Here is an 18,451-nt window from a genome sequence, read left to right as displayed (position 1 = left end):
ATCAGATCTCCATCAGCTTCTGCATCATCTGGTTCGCAATCTCGATGACCCGGGCGTTTGCTGCATAAGCCTGTTCGATTGCTAGCAAGTCCTGCATCTGACTATCGATATCGACTCCGGTCTCAGACAATTCGGCCTCAATCAGAAGGTCGTGCTGCGTGGATGCCGAAGAAAGCACTGATTCGTGAGAGATACGGGTTTGCCCGGTGAGTGACGCAACATGTGCAACCAATTCGGTTGCAGAGAAGCCGCCCTGGATACCGTTCGAATTCATCGATTGTATTTTGGTGAAGGCGTTGGACATAGCAGAAAGAATGGAGTTGTCTCCGGGCGGGCCCTCAACTGCGGCGCCGATGCCATCCCTCAACCGCCAAAGGCTACCGCCTTGTGCCGGGTCAACTTGGGCGTTCAGGTCGATGCGACCAGCGAGACCCGGATCGCCCGGCGTGCCTGTGTCGACAAACATGCCGAACTCGCCGGGTACTTTTGTCGGATCGATCGAGTCATCCGACAAGCGGGTCACAAGGTCGTTGGCGATCGTATCGAGTTGGGCTCCAAAATTTGGAAGGTCTGTGTCGCGCAAGGTGAAGAGCGCGCCGAACATACCACTCGATATAGCGGCGTAACTGGACGCACCGGGCGTCAGTTCCTGCCCATTCACCGAGAGGCCCGAAAGTGCACCATTGTCCAGTGTCATATCCGCGCCAAATGAATTGGCGGGCGAGAATTCCAGTTGCTTGGCAGTTCCCGCAACGAGGTAGACGCCTTCGACAGTTATGACATCCACAACGCCGCCATCGCGCGGAATCGCTTCGATCGGCAGATATTCTGCGATTGTATCAAGTGTTCTGTCGCGGTCATCCATCAGTGCGGCGGCCTGGGATGTCGAGCGGTCCATGCCCGCCAGCAAACCGTTGAGTTCTTCGACCTGCTTCAGCGCGGCATTTACGACGTTCACGCCGTCTGCGATCTCGCGATCAGCTTCCGAGCGTTGCTGGCTGACCAGTTGCGAGAGATTGTTCAACTCCGTCACAACAGCATTGGCCGAGTCCAGCAAAGCGGCAAGCTGGGTGCTGGACTCCGGAGAAGTGACCGAGGCAGACAGGGCCGCCTCAAACTTGGAAAACTTGCTGAAAAGCCCGGTGCCTTCAGCGTCATCCCCTATGCGGGATGAGAGCACTTGCCATGTGCTGGACATTAGGCTGGACTGTGCAACATCGCTGGAAATGCTTCGACGCTCTGCAGAGAGTGCAGAATCGGCAGAGCGCGAAATGCCTGAAGCGGCCACGCCGCTGGTCCGGCCGCCAAGCAATGTCTCGCCCACCAGCACAGAACGCCGGACATAGCCCGGCGTTGATGCGTTTGCGACGTTCGTGGCGACAATATCGGCCCGAAGGCCAGATACCTTCAGGCCGGATTGTGCTGCGTTGATGGCGTGGGAAATACTCAAAGCAGAGCTCGCCTGTCAGAGTTGCGGATCAGCGCTTCAGATTGGTTGTCTCTTGTAGCATCTCGTCGACCGTCTGCACGATCTTCGCGCTGGAAGAGTAGGCGCGCTGTGTTTCAATCAGGTCTGTAAGCTCCGCAGCGATATCGGTTGTAGATTCCATCAGAGCGTAGCCCTCGATGCTGCCCACCGGCCCGGTCCCAGCGTCCCAGAGGTACAAATTTCCGCTTTCAGCAGAAACACGAAAGGCCTGACCGTCCAATGCCTTCAGTCCGTTCATGTTCGGAACATCACCAACTGGGATCTGGTAGAGGGTCCGGCGGAAGCCGGTATTGTAGATGGCTTGCAGATAGCCATTCTCGTCAATTTCAACGGACTGAAGGTCACCGATGGGTGCCCCGTCCTTGCTAACCGAAGTTGGTGAGAAGTTGGCGGAGAGCTGAGTGATACCCGCGCTGTCATTCGGTCGGCCGATGAATACCTCGACATCACCGTGGGGCAGATTCAGCGTTACGGTGCCGGTCGTATCATCATAGGTCGCACCGTTGGACGCGGTGACACCACCGGTGTCGATACGGCCGCCATTTACAGCGCTGTCGGAGAAGTTGACGGCCAGATCGCCAATCGAAACGGCCGGGTCGCCTGCGCTATCGAATATCTCCACCGACCAGGCATTGCTTGAGCCTGATGCGGGAACGTTCGGGCTGAATTCCAAAGACAATGTTTGGGCCCGGCCCAGATTGTCGAAGTACTCTATCGGCAGAGTGTAGCTCTCACCCGTTCCACCAGCTGTAGTAGCATCGGCCGGAAGGTTGATGCCGAGTTCAATGCGCGATGTTGGGGAGGCAGTATACTGGGATGCCGCAATGTTGACAGGCTCAAGGTCGGTACCACTGTTGCGGCTGACATTGCCGATTTCACCGTCGGAATTCGCAGGCCAACCAAGCAGGAAGAGCCCGCTCTGAGTCCGGAGGTTTCCGCTTTCGTCTGCGTAGAATGAGCCCGTTGGAAGCATCATCAGGCTGCGCTCCGACGAGAGCGAATTCACGCCTGTATTGTCCGTAACCGGAACTAAACCGCGGCCCGAGACCGCAAGGTCGGTTGCGTTGCCCGTAGAGATGAGTGACCCGGTTGCGGCAATGTCCTTGAAGGCCGTAACCCGGACGCCGCCTGCGGCGTAAGCAGAGGACTGCTGTTGCAGAACCATGCTTGAAAAATCAACTTGGCTTCGCTTGTAGCCGTAAGTTGATGAGTTCGCGATATTGTCAGAAATGGCGGAAAGACGGCTTGAATTTGAGTTCAGCCCCATCACGCCCGCATTCAGGGATGAAGAAATGCTCATGGTCGACTCCTACGACAGATGTACTCTATCACTGGAGCGGATTTGTTAATAAGCAGATAACCTTGATTCATCTTTGGACTGGCCGTCCGTCAGGATGATGATCGATATCCTTCGGTTTTGGGACGCCGAAGGATTTTCCGGAGCGAGTGGATCAGTATCGGCCCGGCCGGAGACCTCGCGTAACCGTGATGGCATCATGCCTTTTTCGAGCAGAAGCTTGCGGATGACGTTGGCCCTGTCGGTGGACAGGTTCCAATTGTCGTAGTTCGCATCCAGACGGTATTGCAAGCTGTCGGTATGGCCAACAATCTTGATGTCATTACGAAACGCGTCAAGCGAACCGGAAATCGACGCCAGCAATTCCTTAAGCAGGGGAGTGGGGTTGCTGTTGCCAACGGCGAACAGGGGGGAACTATCCGAGTCAATCACTTCGAGCACCATGCCTTCAGGAGACATCTTGATCATCAAGTGCTCGGAAAGCTGTTTGGACTTTTCGCCCAGTTCTTGTCTGAGGTTATGGAGATTCTCTGCGACTTCTTCCTTGCTGGCGCCGGACTGGGCTTCTTTTCTAGGTGAGTCGACAGTTTGTTGGCGCGTGCCGCCCGTGCCCATCTTGGCGTAAGTGTCTTCGGTGAACATGGAAGAACCGTTCAGTCCATCAGATCCACCGCCTGAGATCCGGCTGATCGGGATAGTCGGGTTGAAATAGTCGGCAATACCTTTTCGCTGATCTTCCGTGGTTGCGTTTAGCAGCCACATTAGCAGAAAGAACGCCATCATCGCGGTGACAAAGTCAGCATAGGCAACCTTCCAGGCGCCACCATGGTGACCGTCACCTTTGACCACCTTCTTGCGCTTGATGATGATAGGTTGCGTATTTGTCGATTTAGGATCGACCATTTGGTGTCCGCCCTGTGTTCAAGAATGTCCGTAGTAACAGGGCGAAATCAAATTACGGATAATCCCGGACGGCCGTTTGATGCGGTCTTGGTAACTATTCAGCAACCAAATTACTGAATTCCTACCAACGGAACTGGTATTCATATTTGCGGGTGTCTTGTGTCTTCTGTGCTGCAGAAAAAGATAGAAGCTGCGGGAGGCTTACCTCCCGCTGTCCGGCTGTGCGACGCGCTCTGGGCAACGTTATCTTCTGCGATCGGCCACTGGGCCAAGGATGTTTACGGCTTAACCATCATTCCATCCATTTCTAGTCAGAAAGTCCTAACGGGTAGCCAACCTGCCCAATCTTTTGAGGGGTCATATGCGTTTGTCTCTGTTTCGGAGGCTGTCGGTCCGGTTGTGGCCGTCGCAATCAACTCTATGGGTGCCCGCAAGTATGCGGCAACGCGGTTGCGTCAGGATGCAAGTACTCTGAAGAGCGCCCCGGACCTGTTTCTGCGGCTTATGTCCGAACATGCTGCGCGCGGATTATGGTCCCGAGTCGTCGCTTCGGCGACGCAGCAAGCGACCGCCAGCCCACCTCATCTCGCCGATTTCTCCGCCTCCGGTGACACATTCAGTCAAGACATCACGTACTTGAGCGTCGTCTATACGCTTGGCGGTGATGGTGGTGAAGACAGCTGGTTGATGGAAGGCGGTGACGATGCGCCAGAGATTCAGCTGGTCTTGAAGATGGATGACGTAAAAAAGCTTGTCCGCACACTTCAGGAACGTGTGGAGCCCAAGACCGCTCCTGATGAGAGTGGTCGGGATGTCCTGCGGGAGCGGATGCGGAGCACGACGGTCGTGCTCGATGCTGTGCTGGAATCCATGCCGATGACGATTGGCGAATGTTCACAACTGGAAGTGGGGCAGGTGATCACGCTACCAAATGCCAAGATGGACAAATTGGTTCTGAGCGCGGACACGGTCAGCGGCTCTTTGCCCATTAGTCAGGGCGAATTAGGTGCTTGGAAAGGTTTCAGAGCGCTCAAGTTGCGTTCGCCGGTTCCGGAAGACGTCATCAGAGAAATTGCGGAAATTTGAATCAGTCCCCGTGTCAGCGGAGGAATCGAAGGAGTTTGTAGGTGAACGCAATAGCAGGTCTGGTTGTCACGGTGGTGATGGTCTTCGGCGGGTATATGCTTGCTGGCGGACATCTGGATATCATCATGCATTCGCTTCCGTTCGAGATGATGATGATCGGTGGAGCAGCCACAGGTGCCTTTCTTGCCGGCAATGACATGACCACGATCAAGCATGCTGGTGGGGACATGGTCGCCGCATTTGCAGGACCCAAATGGAAGAAGTCGGACTATCAGGACCTGCTGTGTTTGATGCACGAACTCCTTAATGTCTTGAAGAAGAATCCAGTGGATATCGAGACGCATATCGAAGCTCCGCAGGACTCTGATATTTTTGCCAAATACCCCAAGATTCTGAAGGACAAGCGCGCGATCGAGATGATCTGCGACACCATCCGTTCCATGATCATGAACTTCGACAATGTGCATCAGGTAGAAGAGCTTCTGGAGAAGCAGCTGGACAGCCTGATCGAAGAGAAATTGCACGGATCGCACGCCCTGCAGAACATGGCCGATGCCTTGCCTGCCCTGGGGATTGTTGCGGCAGTTCTCGGCGTTATCAAGACGATGGCATCCATCGACAAGCCACCGGAAGTTCTGGGCGGCATGATTGGCGGCGCGCTTGTTGGTACCTTCTTGGGCGTTTTTCTCGCCTATGGCATCGTCGGACCATTCGCGACACGTGTGAAACATATTCGGCTGGAAGAACATAATTTCTATTCAATGATTGGTGAGGTCCTTGTGTCGAACCTCCACAAAAACCCGGTCAATATCTGTGTCGAAGTGGCCCGTCGCCACGCACCGACGCGGGTACGCCCATCGTTCAATGAAGTGGAAGAAGCGATCCGGGGGTTAAAGCAGGCCGCGTGATGACGAGTCGCCTCTCCTTGCTAGCCGGGCTCGCCTTGATGGCGGGCTTTTCGGCGTTTGCTGAAGCGCCCGAAACAGCGGAAGATGCCGGGCGCGCGACCGAAGCAGATGAGCTTTCCGTGAATTTTCGAGAGTTCGTTGATGAGGCGATAGGGGAGGGATTGTTGACGCCGGCAGATCAGGCGCCGGTCTCCGCGTCCGCGCCCTCGGAGCCTACGCAATTGTTTCGCGGCCGGTTGTCGCCGACCGACGCTGCTGCGCCGGTAGAAGTCGATTCAGCCTGCATCAGCGACGCCGTCCTCGACCTTCAGGCTTTTGAGGAGTTCTCGACCTACGAACATTTCCTGAATTGGCGTGCTGAGCAGGTTGCCACGGGCATTAGCCTGACGCCAGCAGACGTGGCCATGGCGTATGTATCGATAGGTCTTTATGCTGAGGGGCGCCTTCAGGTGTCGGGGATGGAAGACACTGATAGTCGCTACATCCGCAATCTGTCTCGCCTGCTCGAGGACGGTTCGGTGCCTGACATCGAGCTGTTCGAGCAGGTCGCGGCCTGCAACATGTATGGTGACATCTGGTTGTCGCTTGCGCGCCTGTCGCTGCTCGACGAGAAAGGCGTGGATCTTCTGGACCTCAATCTCATGAGCTATCGGCGGTTGCCGTACCGGCTCAAGGTGCGCACGGCCTCATTGGCAATCCCTTCTCTTGATCGCATGGGAAAAACCCTCCTTTCAGAGAAACTGATGGCGGATTTTTCGGCAGAAGAAATCAGACGGTCGCAGCGCCTGGCGTTTACCCGAGCGATGATTGACATGAACCAGGGCGGCATCGAGCGAGAGCGCCAGCTTCGAGAATTCCTCAATGTTCCAGAATTGCGCTCCGAGACAGCAGCCGTCCTCATGCGGCATGGCTTGCCGGTTGAGGCGAGCTTGCAGGACGAACTTGTTGGTGATCTCCTGAAGAATGTCCAGCAACTGCCGCGAGGATCAGATGTTCGCGCAAGTCTGGAGACGATGCTGAAAGGTCCTGGAGAAATTTCTGATTACGAAATGATCTCCGAACTTGCTGAGCTTCCTGCCATGCAGGACCCTGAAACACGCAAACTCTTGGGGAATCAGCTGGCCGCCCGTCTCCAGAAGGATTTTGAAGGTGCCGATCGTCTTGCCAGCCTGGCGGCGATGAGCGCCGTGGGGGAGAATGAAGACATACTTTCTGGCAATTCTGGTCACGATCAGATCGTCGAGTCTGCCGCCCGATTCGCAGGAAATATTGGCCTTTTGAGCGTCATGACAGCCTTGTCGGAAGACATTCCTGACAGCGAAGGCCTCACATCGGAACGGGCAGCCCTGGCCTTCCGCATGCAGGATTTCGCGAGTTTGCGAGATCTCACGCAAACCCGATCTGACAATCCCGATGTTATGCGTCTTGCTGCCATGGCTGCTGTGCTGACCAACGACCGGGCCTGGCTCGCCAAAGTTGCCTCGAGAGTTGTGTTGGACACGCCAACCGTGGTCGACCTCATTGAAACAGACGCCGCTTCCGGCAATTGGATCCTACCGGCGGCAGTCTACTCAGCTGCAGAGCGGATTACTCAGGAAGACTATCGGCCGCGTATTGATGCCGTTCTCGCTTTGAAGTTTGGCAAGGCCGAACCGAGGCTTCAGCGTATCAAGTTGAGTGAGATTCCGGAACATCTCAGTCAAATCAACGCGGCGCTAAACTCGAATTTTCAGGAGATGCCCTGATGTCTAATGCGATCTATGCGGCTCTGACCCGACAAGATGGTCTGCTTCGAGAGATGCAGGTAATTGCCAATAATATGGCGAACTCCAGCACAACTGGGTTCAAGTCCAACCATGCCATTTTTGCGGAGCACATTGCTGCCGTAGGCGACCAGTCTGAGAGCCTGTCCATGGGCAGCCTTGCCGGGCATAATTTCGACCTTTCCCAAGGCGGAATGAAGCATACGGGCGGTCAATTCGATCTCGCCATTCATGGAGACGGATTCTTTGTTCTTGATACGCCAGCCGGCGAACGTCTCACCCGCTCTGGGGCTTTCCAACTGTCAGCAGAGGGCAACCTTGTTGACGCCTTTGGTCACCAGGTCCAAGGGGCCGGCGGCGGAGCGATTGCGATCCCGCAGGAAGTTACCAAAGTTTCAATTGCTCCCGATGGTACCATTTCGTCTGGCGAAGAAATATTGGGGCAGGTTGCGGTCGTCATGCCCGATGGCGAACTCAATCAAGAGGGCGGCACCATGTTTGCAGCTCCGAATGGTCATCAGCCAATCGAAGAGCCCTCAGTGATCCAGGGCACGCTGGAACAATCCAATGTATCCTCAATCCTCGAAGTATCTCGCTTGATTGAGGTGCAGCGCGCTTATGAGGCTGGTCAGACACTGATCGAGAAAGAAGACGATCGGATCAATCAATTGATCAAGACGATACGCCAGCTGTGAAGCTGGCTTAGAACCGTAGGGGAATGAAATGAAGTCATTGCAGATCGCCGCGACAGGAATGGCCGCTCAACAGATGCGCGTCGAAGTCATTTCGAACAATATCGCCAATATGAGCACGGCGGCCTATCGCCCGCGCACCGCCGAGTTCTCGGACCTCATGTACCAGCAACACCTGACGCCAGGCACGATCACGTCGCAGGTTGGTACCGTCGTTCCGGCGGGTATCCAGCTGGGTACCGGCGTAAAGCCTTCATCGGTGTCCATGGAAATCACTCAGGGAAGCCTCCGCCAAACGGGCGCGGAGCTTGACCTTGCGATTGACGGAACGGGCTTTCTTGAGATCACGCTGCCGTCTGGAGAGTCTGCCTATACGCGGGATGGCAAGCTGAACCGAAGCGCTGAGGGTGAGATCGTCACAATGGATGGATTCCCGCTGGCAGATGGCTTGGTCATTCCGGAGAATGCGCGAAGCGTTGCCATCAGCCGAGATGGCGAGGTGGTAGCCTATTTCGACGATGGATCTGACGGTCAGGCCATTGGGAACATCTCGCTTGTCCGCTTCATCAACGAAAAAGGCCTCGAGGCCATGGGCGACAACATGTTCCGAGAAACCGAAGCCTCCGGTCCGGCTAACCAACTCGTGCCGGGGACTGAGGGGATGGGGCTTCTTCGCCAGGGCTTCCTCGAGGAATCCAGCGTCGACGTGGTTCAGGAAATTTCGGAATTGATCGAAGCCCAGCGAGGCTATGAACTTAACTCAAAGGTTATTACCGCAGCTGACGAGATGTTGGCTGCCACAACACGAGTGAGGTAACAGAATGATACCAGCTATTGCTTTGGGATTAGGGCTGGCGGCGCAAATGCTTGGTGGCTCGTCGCTCGTGGTCAAGGAAGTTATTCGCGCCGGCGACACGGTTACGGCCGCCAACATATCGACGGAGACGGGTGCTTTGGTCGACACCGATAACCCTCTGCTCGGCCGAGAAGTTCGCCGCACGGTGTATGTCGGGCAAGAATTGTCGATGGATGATACGCGCCCCGCACGCCTTGTGCGCCGCAACCAACTCGTGACGGTAAAATTCGTCAGCGGAGCATTGGAAATCACGACGACTGGCCGAGCGATGGGGGAGGCGACTGAAGATGAAGCAGTCGCGATCCTGAATTTGAATTCGAAGAAGATCGTAAACGGTATTGTTCAGAAAGACGGATGGGTGCTTGTGCAATGAAACATTATCTTACATTCACCGCAGCATTCCTTGGTCTCACAGCCTGCGGCTCTGTGCCTTCGGCAGATGCAACATTCGACATGACTGCACCTGCGACCACCATGCCGGCGGTGATGCAGCAGGCCTATGTTGAGCCCGAAGGTACAAGCGATGCGTCGCTTTGGACTACCGCTCCTAATGCTCTGCTCAGCATGCGCCGAGCAAAGGCTATCGGCGACCTGCTGACTGTCGTTGTTGAGATGGACGATCAGGCAAGCCTGCAAAGCTCTCTGTCCCGGAATCGCAATAGCAGTGCTGACGTGAATGTCGATGCGCTGTTCGGTTTGCCGGAGTGGGCAAACGGTGTGCTGCCTGGCGGGGCGTCATTGTCACCTGGCGTCGACTATAATCGTGGCTCGTCAATGGACGGAAGTGGTGCGATGAATCGGGCCGAGAAGATCGCCTTTACGCTTGCGGCACGCGTAGTTGCGATGGAGCCGAATGGCAACCTGGTCATTCAGGGCTACCAGCAAACGCGCGTAAGCAACGAGGTTCGCATGCTGACGGTAAGCGGCGTAATTCGATCACAAGATATCACCCGGACCAATACGGTAACCTATGAGAAGATCGCAGATGCGCAGATTTCATACCTCAACAGCGGTGATGCGACATCGGTTCCGCAACAGCGGATTGGCCAGAAAATTATCGACAAGGTCGTACCGTTCTAGGATCCTGAAATGAAGCAAATCGTTCCTTCTATTGTAGCCTTGCTCGCAATTTCTGCTGGCGGTGGCGGTGCCTATTTTCTGAAGTCCGGTTCCTCGCCTTCGCCGGTGGCTGCGGCTGAGCACGAGAATGATGGCCAGAAGAGTGATGAACACGCCGCGCCCAAGAAGGAAAAAAAGGCCAAGAAGGAAAAAGACTCCCACGGAAAAAGTGACAAGCACGGCGCTGCTGACAGTGGCGAAGTGACATATTACAAGTTCACGCGGGAGTTCGTCGTCCCCATGATTGAGGATGATCGGGTGCAAAGCCTTGTGATCCTGAACCTCAACCTCGAAGTCGACACAAGTATTTCGCAAGAGTTGTTTTCCAAAGAGCCCGTCCTGCGCGACAACATCATGACCACTTTGGTGAAACTGAGTAGTGGGGGGCGGACGCTTAACTCTATCACCGATGTCGACAATTATGAGACGTTGCGCGCCATGATCCTTACGAACCTCCAGAACGAGATTCCGAACGGCATTCATAACGTGCTGATACTGGATATGGCCCGTCAGGATCTGTGATCTGCCATTTGCCTGACATAGCGAGGATCTGCGGGCTTTTTTAGCTAGCTCACAGCCCCGGAATATTTGTTCACGCTCGTCAGGTCGGCTGATAGATGAGATGAGGTTCCGAAGCGGAGACCGCCATTCTCGGTTGAGACATCGGTGATGGTGGTAATGACCTGTGGCGCTCCCAATCCGATGTATTCTTCACCTCTGTAATAGTCGATGTTGAACTCGAAAATCTCATCGTTCGTAATGGTGTCACCGGAATTGGTCTGACCATTCCATGTGTGGACTCCGTCTTCCATATCCAGCTTTTCAGACCAGACAAGCTCTCCCTCCGAGTCCCGCACGGTCAGGTATGCGTCGTCAGCGTCGGTAGGCGTGTTGGCCAGATAGCGGATTTCGGAGCCTGTGTATGGCACCCATGACGACTCAACCGTTACGGTCTCGCCCAGCCATTCACTGGCGAACATTGTGTGGAGTTCCCCGATAAGTGACGAAATTCCACCCAACGCAGAGTTTGTCTGAACCTGCTGTTCAAGCGAGGAAAACGTCGCGAGCTGGTCAACAAACTGTGTCGAATCCATTGGGGAGAGTGGGTCTTGATTCTGAACCTGCGCAGTGAGCAGTTTGATGAAGTTATTGAACTCCTCACCAAATTGTTGGGTGGCTGCCGAAGAGGCAGTCGTCTGCGTTTGCGCGGCGGTGGTCGATTCGATCGTGCTCATGAAGTCGAACTCCTATACCCGTATATCCAGGCCGTTGGTGACGGTTCTGGAGGGGGTGGCTTGTTGAAGGGGGGATGCGACGACAGCCAAACTATCTGGGTCGCTGTCCAGAGCGTCGGCGTCAGTGTTCGACCAGCTTTGAGCCGGGTTTTGATCAGAGGCTTGCTCGCGAAAGGTCATATCCTGGCTAGACAAGCCGTGCTCGTCGAGGACCGAGACCAGGTCCGGGTGAAAGGCCCGTATTCGGCGAATCGCTTCGGCTGAATCTGCCGTGACCAGCACGTGTTGCAAGCCTTGCGAGTCAAACTTGAATTCAAGAGAGACCCGTCCGAGTTCTGGCGGATCGAGCTGAATTCGCACGCGGTTCGACTGCGTGTCTGATGACAATTCCCGAGAAATGATGCTCGGAATATCGGCGGGTACAGCAACATAATTCGCTTGAGGTTGCGCGGGGGCGACTACGACTTGCATCGAGGGGGTGGAGATCGTCGGCGTCGTGCTCGTTACGCCTGACAGGCCCAATGTAGATGGTTGCCCGGTGTCAGATGCCGGGCTGGCAAACTCTGTTGCCATTCCGGATGCAAATCCTTGGACCGGCTCCATAGACCCTGAGGTATTGAGTGATCCTGGCAGAGGGGCAGGTGATTTCCGGTCTTGCGGCGTGCCGTCCTGAGCGGTGTCGCCAGATGGAGCGGGCTGTGGAGTTCCAGCGGTGTTGAAGGCGGTCTTCTGGGGGGCGGGGGAGGGCTCCAACTCGGATTCGCTAGCCGCGTCAGCTAACGCACCCATCTCAGTGGCTTTCGGAACAATAGCCGATTCGATCAGCGCATCCGGTTCGATCACCGCATCCGGTTCGATGTCAGAGGCCTCTCGAGGCTCGGCTGGGGGTGCCTGAAACTGGAGCGGGTCATCAACGGCGACCGTTGCTGGCAAGTTCTCAATGGACGCATCGGCGCGTTCAGGTTCGGCGTCTGCTAGACCCTGCACAGTAGTGGTTTTGGTGTCTGCAAGATCCGGATCAACAATGGTCTTGGCGTCGGGTGCGCGCGGCTCGGACGAAGCCGACGCCTCTATTATTTCCGCGGCATGCGGGACCGGAATAGTCACGTCAGAATCTGTGCCTTTGACAGTGTCCGGATCGACATTTGAGGTAACCAGTGGCGCTGATACTTCCGGGGCTTCCTCAAGTTTTGCGAAGTCGGTTGCCCCAAGGTCGGCTGGATCAAGCTCTACATCTATGACGTTTTCAGATTCCAGATTCAGAAAGGCGATCGGCGACGCATTTGCGGTATCAGTGTTTACGCTCGCCATCATGACCTGATCTGGCGCTTCACCTTCAATAGTATCTTGTTCTGCTAAATGCTTCTGAAAAGCCTTGCCTAGTTCTCCATCCGCTAACGGAGATGCATTTGGCGCACCGCCAGATGAATCGACTGCGGACATTCCATCGAAGCTCAGAAAAGGCGTCATAGGTTAATCCAGATTAGGTTTCTCTTAACCCTGTTTGGCCCAACACTGGTAAAATAAGTTTTAAGCAAACGCGGTTCATTTCGCTGCCGCCAGACGTGAGGAGTGAGAGGTATGACAGATATTTCAGGCGCAGGCATGGGAACAGCGCCTCTGTCTGGCACCTCGCCCGTCGGAAACGGCGCAGGCAAGACTGCCATCGAAGAAATCGGTGTGAGGTTCGAACAACTGCTCTGGTCCGAAATGCTGAGTCACACTGGACTCGAAGAGGCCTTCACCCAGTCAGGAGGGGAGGCGGCTTCGGCGTTTTCGCGAATGATCATTGAGGCAATTGCCGAAGATCTCGCCGAAAAGCACCCCTTGGGGCTGAACGCGACCGGTATACCAGCCTCAAGCGAGAGCAACGAACAAATAGGAATTGTTACCGATGACTGACGCCGCGCGCGCCCAACAAATCATGTCTCAGGTCGAAAGCGTCCTGTCAGCCGAGAAGCATCTTCTGCTCTCAGGCCAGGTTCACCGTGTCGTGGAATTGTCTGAAGAGAAGGTCCAGGCCATGACGGCTTTCGAGTCCTTGCTTCAAGAATCCGGTCAGATGCTGCGAGCGGAAACCATTCAGGCTCGGCTCAGGGGTATTGTACAGGCAGCAAGTGAGAACTCCATTCACTTCCGCGCCGTTCAAAATGGCCTTCAGAACATGGTAACCAGGCTCGGCCGCGTGTCTCAGGACTCCTATGTGGGAGCCTATCAGTCCAATGGATTGCAAACGCCATTTTCAAACGCCACCGGGAATTATCTTAAGAAGGCATGACGGTTAACTGATTGTACACGGGTCCTGTATACTCAGTTACGGCGAACCAAGATGGGTTGCGGGAATTCCCGACGTCAGGACGACGTGAGATCGAACCTAGGCAGCGACATAGCCGCTCGCCTGACGAACATGGGGTACATTCAAAATGTCCAGTATTCTGACTAACAATAGTGCGATGGTTGCGCTGCAGACCCTGCGCGGAATCAACAGCAACCTCGAGACGGTCCAGTCCGAGATTTCGACCGGTAAAAAGGTCGCCACCGCAAAAGACAACGCCGCCATCTGGGCTATCTCGACCGTCATGGCGACGGACGTAGACAGCTTCAACCAAATCACGGACTCTCTGAACAAGGGCTCCTCGACTGTGGGTGTTGCCCGTGCCGCTTCCGAGCAGGTCACCAGCCTCCTGCAGGACATGAAAAACCTGATCGTTTCCGCTCAGGAAGATCTGAATGCTGACGACCGCGCGAAAATCCAGACTGATATCGATGCCAAGCGCACCGCGATCAGCAATATCGTCAACGCCGCTCAGTTCAATGGCCAGAACCTGCTGCAGGGCGACGAGAGCATCAGCATTCTCGCTTCCCTAGACCGCGGTTCGGACGGCTCGGTTTCTGCCACGTCCATCACGGTTGCCCGTCAGGACCTGCAGACGTCGGCAGCTGTTGACGCTGCCGATAAGGCTAGCACTGCCGCTGGGTACGTTTCGACAGCCGACTCCATTACTCCCTCGGACGTCGACAAAGGTTCAACTGAAGGCGGCTATTTGACGCTTGGCGGTGTTACGAGCAACGCGACTGCCACCGGTGGTGATGCAACCTACACGTTCAAGGCAGGCGCTATCTCGACTGGTGACAAGTTCACGATCAACGTGGGGGGTGCAGACTTCTCATACACGGCCCTCGCGGACGACACGATCAACGACGTGGTCACCGCTCTTGGCGCTGCAGTCACAACCGCTGACGGAAGTTCTGCGATCACCAACCTCGATTCGGTGACCGTCAACGTGGCTGCCGATCCACTGGCCAATGACGCCACGCTCGTTTTCTCGGCTGATGCCGGTCAGGCTCTGACCGTTACGGAAGCCAGCACTGCTTCGACAAATTCCGTTTCAAATCTGGCCGATACTGAATCTGCTGATGTTTCCATTGCTGGTGGTACGCTAACCGCGGGCGATACGTTCACGGTCAGTGCAGGTGGTAGCGACTATACATACACTGCCGTTGATGGTGACACCAACAACGACGTCGCGGCTGGCCTTAAGTCGCTTCTGGACGATGCAAGTATCACCAACTTGGTCGTCACGGTCTCTGACGCAGCAGATCCAACTTCGGATGCGGCAACGCTCACGCTGGCAGCCGATGGTGGTGCCGTTGAAGTTAACCTGACCGCTCTCGCGTCCCAGGATGCGGCAGTTGCTGCAGGCGGCCTTGGCGCCATCGCTGACCTGAGCGTTGGAACGACTGAGGATGCTACGGCGGCTCTGAACACAATCGAAGACCTGCTGGATACGGCTATCAACGCCGCAACAGCATTCGGTTCGGCTCAGACCCAGATCGAAGGTCAGGGCGAATTCGTCCAGACGCTGATCGACTCGATGACCGCCGGTATCGGTGCCATGGTCGACGCAGACATCGAAGCGGCATCCGCCAAGCTTCAGGCCCTGCAGGTTCAACAGCAACTCGGCGTTCAGGCGCTGTCGATTGCGAACTCGAACCCGCAGACACTCCTGTCGCTGTTCAGATAATTTCAATAGGATCCAGGCGCTGATTGGCGCCTGGGTCCGCTTACTACCAACACTAGAGAGGGTGCATGCAACAACTGGCTTACAAGGCATATGGTGAGGTCACGAGCCGCACTGCCAATACTGGACAGATTGAATACGCCCTGTTTCAGGACATCACGCAGGCACTTAAGAATGTTGACGAGGTCGAAATGCCGGCGCCCGCAGTCTGGGCCGACGCAATCGATCGCAATATGAAACTCTGGCAAATTCTTTCAACCGACCTGATGAGCGAAGCCAACGAATTGGACCCTGCGCTCAAGCGAAATCTTATTGCGCTTTCTGAGTCGGTCCGCCAGATCAGCTACCAGGTTCTCGCGCGCAAGGCAGAGATCACAGAACTGGTCGAGATCAACGAAATAATTATGCAAGGCCTGGAAGGACAAACTTCCTCACCTGCAAATGTGGCGGCAGAATAATGTCAGGACTTGTGCTCAAACTCGCAGCGGGTGAACGGTTTGTCGTGAACGGCGCCACGTTGGAGAATGGGGACAAGCCTTCCACTGTCCGAGTGGTCGATGACAACGCTCGAATTTTGCGCTGTCGCGATGCGATGAAACCCCAAGAAGTTGATACGCCAACCAAGCGCGTGTATTACGCAATCCAATTGATCATTACGGGCGATCTGAACGAAGCAGACGTCCTGCCAGCCATTCTGGAAGAATGCGCTCGGCTAGATGACGTATTCGAAACCATAGACCGCAAATTGCTGAGCGTTTTGCGCTCCATGCTAGATCGCGGAAACTTCTATTCGGCACTTTGCCACCTGCGCAACATCATTGCGATCGAAGCTGAACTCCTAAAAGTCGCTAGTTTGAAACCACAGTTTACCGAGCAGGCGCAGGTCGCCTGACATGGTCTATCAGCCGGTCATCCCGATCACAGGATATGGCGGGTGGAAATTCCTGGAATCCACGCTTGAGAAGCAAATGGAGGGGTTCACCGACTCTGCCAGTATCAAGAACGACCGCGAATACTTTCAAGAAAAGATGTCGTCGCCAATCGCGATGGAAGACTTCCTGTCCGACAAGCGGCTCCTCCGCATCTCTCTCACGGCCTTTGATCTTGGGGGAGAGGAGTGGAAAGTCGGTTACATCCGTCATGTGATGGACGAACAGGCTGATCCCGACAGCACCTTCCTGACCCGCCTGAACAATCAGGCATACAAAGATTTTGCCAGCACTTTCGCGGTGAGTGAGGGTAAAATCTCGCTGTCTGCGGATACGATTTCGACACTGTCAGATAATTTCGAACTGGCCTCTTTCCGGTCCGCCGTTGGCGATGTTGATAATAACATGAAGCTTAGTCTGAATTTCCAAGCGAAGATTGGCGACCTTGTTCGAGAAGAATCGAGCGATTCTGCGAACCTCTATCGTATTCTGGGGGATGTTCCGACTCGAACTGTTTTCGAGACAGCGCTGAACTTGCCCACTTCTTGGCAGCAGTTGGGCGTCGACCAGCAGGCAGATATTCTGAAAGAGCGCGTATTGAGCGTGTTTTCTATCAGCAAGATAACAGACTTGGCCAATGAGGACGTCATGGACAAGGTAATCCAACGCTTTCACACGATGGACTCGATCGCCAATGGCCAGTCCTCGCTTTCTTCCGGATCTGTGGCTTTGACGCTGCTCAACAACGCGGCGGGCTTCGGATCGACCGCCAGCCAGAACCTGTTTCTCAGCATCGTGTCGAGCTAGGATTTTTCGGCGGCCTCAACTGGGTCCAACAAGCCCTGAAGGTGCTGGAAGGCTTGTGGAATATGTCCGGTATTCGGCTCTGAAACGAAATTGTCCAGCTGCGGGAAGCGTTCGATGGATCGATCTCCGGCTGCGTCATGTCCTCGCTCATACAGATTGGCGCGCAGCATCGGCGCGATTTCTTCATAGAGTGCAATCGTCCGTCGGTAATCCTTGATGATTCTGTTTTCATCTGGTTTGGCCGCATCTGGCAGGCATCTCGAGACACTGCGCAAGACATCAATAGCGGGATACCGTCCGCGTTCGGATATCTCCCGCGACAGGATGATATGACCATCCAGAACCCCACGGACCATGTCTGCTACGGGCTCTTCCATATCCGATCCAGCCACCAGGACGGAAAAGATTGCGGTAATATCGCCTTGGCCTTGCGCACCAGGGCCGGTCCGTTCCGCGACTTCGGCAATGGCGCGTACGGTTGACGGTGGAAAGGCGTTGAGGGCGGGAGTCTCTCCAGCTGAGAGAGATACTTCACGATGTGCTTCGGCAAAACGTGTGATGGAATCAAACAGGAAAAGGACCTGGTGCCCCTCATCCCGAAAATGTTCCGCAGTCGCGATCGCGCAGAGCGCGGCGCGTTTCTTGGCTCCAGGTGGGTCATTGGCAGTCGCAGCTACAATGACCGTTCGGGACAGGACTTCTTTGGGCAGAGTCTTGTGGACGAACTCATTCACTTCCCGGCTGCGTTCGCCGATCAAGGCAATGACGACGCGGTCCGCTTTCACGCCAGCGGCGAGCGAGCCAAGGAAGGTAGATTTACCGACACCAGACCCGGCAAACAGGCCCATTCTCTGACCCTGACAGATCGGTAGGATCGTGTCAGTGATCATCCACCCGGTGGAAAGGCGCTGGCCTAGGCTTTTGCGGGTTGTGTTCGCCGGGGGAGATGCTCTCAGCGGGCGGCGAGTGGTGTTGGCGGCTGGTGCTATGGCGCTCTCGCCGGAAATCGTGCCTCGGTAGTCCACGATCTTGCCGAGCCAATGATCACCGGGCTCGACATAGGCTTCCTGTTCCAACACAGCTCGATCGCCAATTAGGATCGCATCAGATTCACCGTAAAGCATTGCTTTCACATGACCGCCGGAGACGGCGAGCACTTCTCCGAACACCTCACCCTGACGCGTGCGAACCCGAATTTCATTTCCCAGGCGGGCGAACTGGCTGATCCCGCCAATCAGAATCAGTCCCGGTGATACCTCCGTGACGGTTCCCCAGATTCGGTACAGGCGATCAGGAAAATTGGGGGTCGGATGCAACAAGTAAACAGATCTCGCCTATTCGTTAA

Annotated in this window: 20 protein-coding genes; 14 read left to right on the top strand and 6 right to left on the bottom strand. The window is 55.4% G+C overall.

The annotated features are described in order from the left end of the window. Position 1 precedes the first annotated feature (1 nt). From flgK to CFA77_RS16480, 3 genes are read right to left on the bottom strand one after another with little or no spacing between them, the layout of a single operon-like run. The gene (gene flgK / locus CFA77_RS16490; protein ID WP_206991610.1) at positions 2-1,450 is read right to left on the bottom strand and encodes a flagellar hook-associated protein FlgK; all 1,449 of its coding nucleotides are present in this window, start codon (positions 1,448-1,450) and stop codon (positions 2-4) included. A 28-nt stretch (positions 1,451-1,478) separates the two neighbouring features. Continuing rightward, positions 1,479-2,789, bottom strand: a complete 1,311-nt coding sequence (locus CFA77_RS16485) for a flagellar hook protein FlgE (RefSeq protein ID WP_034814647.1) — start codon at positions 2,787-2,789, stop codon at positions 1,479-1,481. Between the two features lie 45 nt (positions 2,790-2,834). Then, positions 2,835-3,689, bottom strand: a complete 855-nt coding sequence (locus CFA77_RS16480; RefSeq protein ID WP_206991609.1) for a flagellar motor protein MotB — start codon at positions 3,687-3,689, stop codon at positions 2,835-2,837. Positions 3,690-3,857: 168 nt separating this feature from the next. On the opposite strand from CFA77_RS16480, the gene CFA77_RS16475 reads away from it, so the two are divergent. The 8 genes from CFA77_RS16475 to CFA77_RS16440 are packed head-to-tail and all read left to right on the top strand — an operon-like array spanning position 3,858 to position 10,635. Then, complete coding sequence (locus tag CFA77_RS16475) at positions 3,858-4,775, top strand: FliM/FliN family flagellar motor switch protein (RefSeq protein WP_206991608.1); 918 nt, start codon at positions 3,858-3,860, stop codon at positions 4,773-4,775. Positions 4,776-4,816: 41 nt separating this feature from the next. Further along, positions 4,817-5,683 (top strand): flagellar motor stator protein MotA, encoded by an 867-nt coding sequence (gene motA, locus CFA77_RS16470; RefSeq protein WP_206991607.1) that lies wholly within the window; start codon positions 4,817-4,819, stop codon positions 5,681-5,683. Next, positions 5,683-7,428, top strand: a complete 1,746-nt coding sequence (locus tag CFA77_RS16465; protein ID WP_206991606.1) for a hypothetical protein — start codon at positions 5,683-5,685, stop codon at positions 7,426-7,428. The genes motA and CFA77_RS16465 overlap by 1 nt, the downstream gene beginning before the upstream one ends. After that, a complete protein-coding gene (locus CFA77_RS16460; protein ID WP_206991605.1) occupies positions 7,428-8,141 on the top strand; it encodes a flagellar hook-basal body complex protein in 714 nt (237 codons plus the stop codon). The genes CFA77_RS16465 and CFA77_RS16460 overlap by 1 nt, the downstream gene beginning before the upstream one ends. 28 nt (positions 8,142-8,169) lie before the next feature. Then, positions 8,170-8,955, top strand: a complete 786-nt coding sequence (gene flgG / locus CFA77_RS16455; protein ID WP_034814657.1) for a flagellar basal-body rod protein FlgG — start codon at positions 8,170-8,172, stop codon at positions 8,953-8,955. A 4-nt stretch (positions 8,956-8,959) separates the two neighbouring features. Beyond that, positions 8,960-9,367, top strand: a complete 408-nt coding sequence (flgA, locus tag CFA77_RS16450) for a flagellar basal body P-ring formation chaperone FlgA (protein ID WP_051607784.1) — start codon at positions 8,960-8,962, stop codon at positions 9,365-9,367. Continuing rightward, positions 9,364-10,074, top strand: a complete 711-nt coding sequence (locus tag CFA77_RS16445) for a flagellar basal body L-ring protein FlgH (protein WP_034814660.1) — start codon at positions 9,364-9,366, stop codon at positions 10,072-10,074. The genes flgA and CFA77_RS16445 overlap by 4 nt, the downstream gene beginning before the upstream one ends. A gap of 9 nt (positions 10,075-10,083) precedes the next feature. Next, positions 10,084-10,635 carry a flagellar basal body-associated FliL family protein gene (locus CFA77_RS16440; RefSeq protein WP_206991604.1) on the top strand — a complete coding sequence of 184 codons (552 nt, stop codon included), beginning with the start codon at positions 10,084-10,086 and terminating at the stop codon, positions 10,633-10,635. A 44-nt stretch (positions 10,636-10,679) separates the two neighbouring features. Here the strand turns inward: CFA77_RS16440 and CFA77_RS16435 are convergent, their stop codons facing one another. Both CFA77_RS16435 and CFA77_RS16430 read right to left on the bottom strand, forming a co-directional pair. Continuing rightward, the gene (locus CFA77_RS16435; RefSeq protein ID WP_206991603.1) at positions 10,680-11,348 is read right to left on the bottom strand and encodes a flagellar hook assembly protein FlgD; all 669 of its coding nucleotides are present in this window, start codon (positions 11,346-11,348) and stop codon (positions 10,680-10,682) included. A gap of 12 nt (positions 11,349-11,360) precedes the next feature. Next, complete coding sequence (locus tag CFA77_RS16430) at positions 11,361-12,662, bottom strand: flagellar hook-length control protein FliK (protein ID WP_206991602.1); 1,302 nt, start codon at positions 12,660-12,662, stop codon at positions 11,361-11,363. A gap of 267 nt (positions 12,663-12,929) precedes the next feature. Between CFA77_RS16430 and CFA77_RS16425 the strand changes: the two genes are divergently transcribed. From CFA77_RS16425 to CFA77_RS16400, 6 genes are all read left to right on the top strand, one after another. After that, positions 12,930-13,250 carry a hypothetical protein gene (locus CFA77_RS16425; protein WP_206991601.1) on the top strand — a complete coding sequence of 107 codons (321 nt, stop codon included), beginning with the start codon at positions 12,930-12,932 and terminating at the stop codon, positions 13,248-13,250. Next, the gene (locus CFA77_RS16420) at positions 13,243-13,626 is read left to right on the top strand and encodes a hypothetical protein (RefSeq protein WP_206991600.1); all 384 of its coding nucleotides are present in this window, start codon (positions 13,243-13,245) and stop codon (positions 13,624-13,626) included. The genes CFA77_RS16425 and CFA77_RS16420 overlap by 8 nt, the downstream gene beginning before the upstream one ends. A gap of 145 nt (positions 13,627-13,771) precedes the next feature. Further along, positions 13,772-15,373: a flagellin gene (locus CFA77_RS16415; protein WP_206991599.1), complete on the top strand. Its 1,602-nt coding sequence runs from the start codon at positions 13,772-13,774 to the stop codon at positions 15,371-15,373. A gap of 65 nt (positions 15,374-15,438) precedes the next feature. Next, positions 15,439-15,828, top strand: coding sequence for a flagellar biosynthesis regulator FlaF (locus tag CFA77_RS16410; protein WP_206991598.1), 390 nt, complete (start codon positions 15,439-15,441; stop codon positions 15,826-15,828). Next, positions 15,828-16,262, top strand: coding sequence for a flagellar biosynthesis repressor FlbT (locus tag CFA77_RS16405; protein WP_034814676.1), 435 nt, complete (start codon positions 15,828-15,830; stop codon positions 16,260-16,262). The genes CFA77_RS16410 and CFA77_RS16405 overlap by 1 nt, the downstream gene beginning before the upstream one ends. A gap of 1 nt (position 16,263) precedes the next feature. Next, positions 16,264-17,106, top strand: coding sequence for a DUF1217 domain-containing protein (locus CFA77_RS16400; RefSeq protein WP_206991597.1), 843 nt, complete (start codon positions 16,264-16,266; stop codon positions 17,104-17,106). Here the strand turns inward: CFA77_RS16400 and CFA77_RS16395 are convergent. Beyond that, on the bottom strand, positions 17,103-18,425 hold the full coding sequence (locus tag CFA77_RS16395) for a FliI/YscN family ATPase (RefSeq protein ID WP_242517421.1): 1,323 nt from the start codon (positions 18,423-18,425) through the stop codon (positions 17,103-17,105). The genes CFA77_RS16400 and CFA77_RS16395 overlap by 4 nt on opposite strands. Positions 18,426-18,451 lie beyond the last annotated feature (26 nt).

Source organism: Hyphomonas sp. KY3, from assembly GCF_017309975.1.
Taxonomy (GTDB): domain Bacteria; phylum Pseudomonadota; class Alphaproteobacteria; order Caulobacterales; family Hyphomonadaceae; genus Hyphomonas.
Note: the sequence above shows the minus strand (reverse complement) of the source record. Positions and strands in the feature narration are given on the sequence as shown.

Excerpts from the sequence above, each read along its gene's own strand:
- flgA (WP_051607784.1), top strand. The coding sequence starts at position 8,960 with ATGATACCAGCTATTGCTTTGGGATTAGGGCTGGCGGCGCAAATGCTT.
- CFA77_RS16480 (WP_206991609.1), bottom strand. The coding sequence starts at position 3,689 with ATGGTCGATCCTAAATCGACAAATACGCAACCTATCATCATCAAGCGC.
- CFA77_RS16440 (WP_206991604.1), top strand. The coding sequence starts at position 10,084 with ATGAAGCAAATCGTTCCTTCTATTGTAGCCTTGCTCGCAATTTCTGCT.
- CFA77_RS16420 (WP_206991600.1), top strand. The coding sequence starts at position 13,243 with ATGACTGACGCCGCGCGCGCCCAACAAATCATGTCTCAGGTCGAAAGC.
- CFA77_RS16405 (WP_034814676.1), top strand. The coding sequence starts at position 15,828 with ATGTCAGGACTTGTGCTCAAACTCGCAGCGGGTGAACGGTTTGTCGTG.
- CFA77_RS16460 (WP_206991605.1), top strand. The coding sequence starts at position 7,428 with ATGTCTAATGCGATCTATGCGGCTCTGACCCGACAAGATGGTCTGCTT.
- CFA77_RS16435 (WP_206991603.1), bottom strand. The coding sequence starts at position 11,348 with ATGAGCACGATCGAATCGACCACCGCCGCGCAAACGCAGACGACTGCC.
- CFA77_RS16410 (WP_206991598.1), top strand. The coding sequence starts at position 15,439 with ATGCAACAACTGGCTTACAAGGCATATGGTGAGGTCACGAGCCGCACT.
- CFA77_RS16415 (WP_206991599.1), top strand. The coding sequence starts at position 13,772 with ATGTCCAGTATTCTGACTAACAATAGTGCGATGGTTGCGCTGCAGACC.
- CFA77_RS16445 (WP_034814660.1), top strand. The coding sequence starts at position 9,364 with ATGAAACATTATCTTACATTCACCGCAGCATTCCTTGGTCTCACAGCC.
- flgG (WP_034814657.1), top strand. The coding sequence starts at position 8,170 with ATGAAGTCATTGCAGATCGCCGCGACAGGAATGGCCGCTCAACAGATG.
- CFA77_RS16485 (WP_034814647.1), bottom strand. The coding sequence starts at position 2,789 with ATGAGCATTTCTTCATCCCTGAATGCGGGCGTGATGGGGCTGAACTCA.
- CFA77_RS16465 (WP_206991606.1), top strand. The coding sequence starts at position 5,683 with ATGACGAGTCGCCTCTCCTTGCTAGCCGGGCTCGCCTTGATGGCGGGC.
- CFA77_RS16425 (WP_206991601.1), top strand. The coding sequence starts at position 12,930 with ATGACAGATATTTCAGGCGCAGGCATGGGAACAGCGCCTCTGTCTGGC.
- CFA77_RS16430 (WP_206991602.1), bottom strand. The coding sequence starts at position 12,662 with ATGATGGCGAGCGTAAACACTGATACCGCAAATGCGTCGCCGATCGCC.
- CFA77_RS16400 (WP_206991597.1), top strand. The coding sequence starts at position 16,264 with ATGGTCTATCAGCCGGTCATCCCGATCACAGGATATGGCGGGTGGAAA.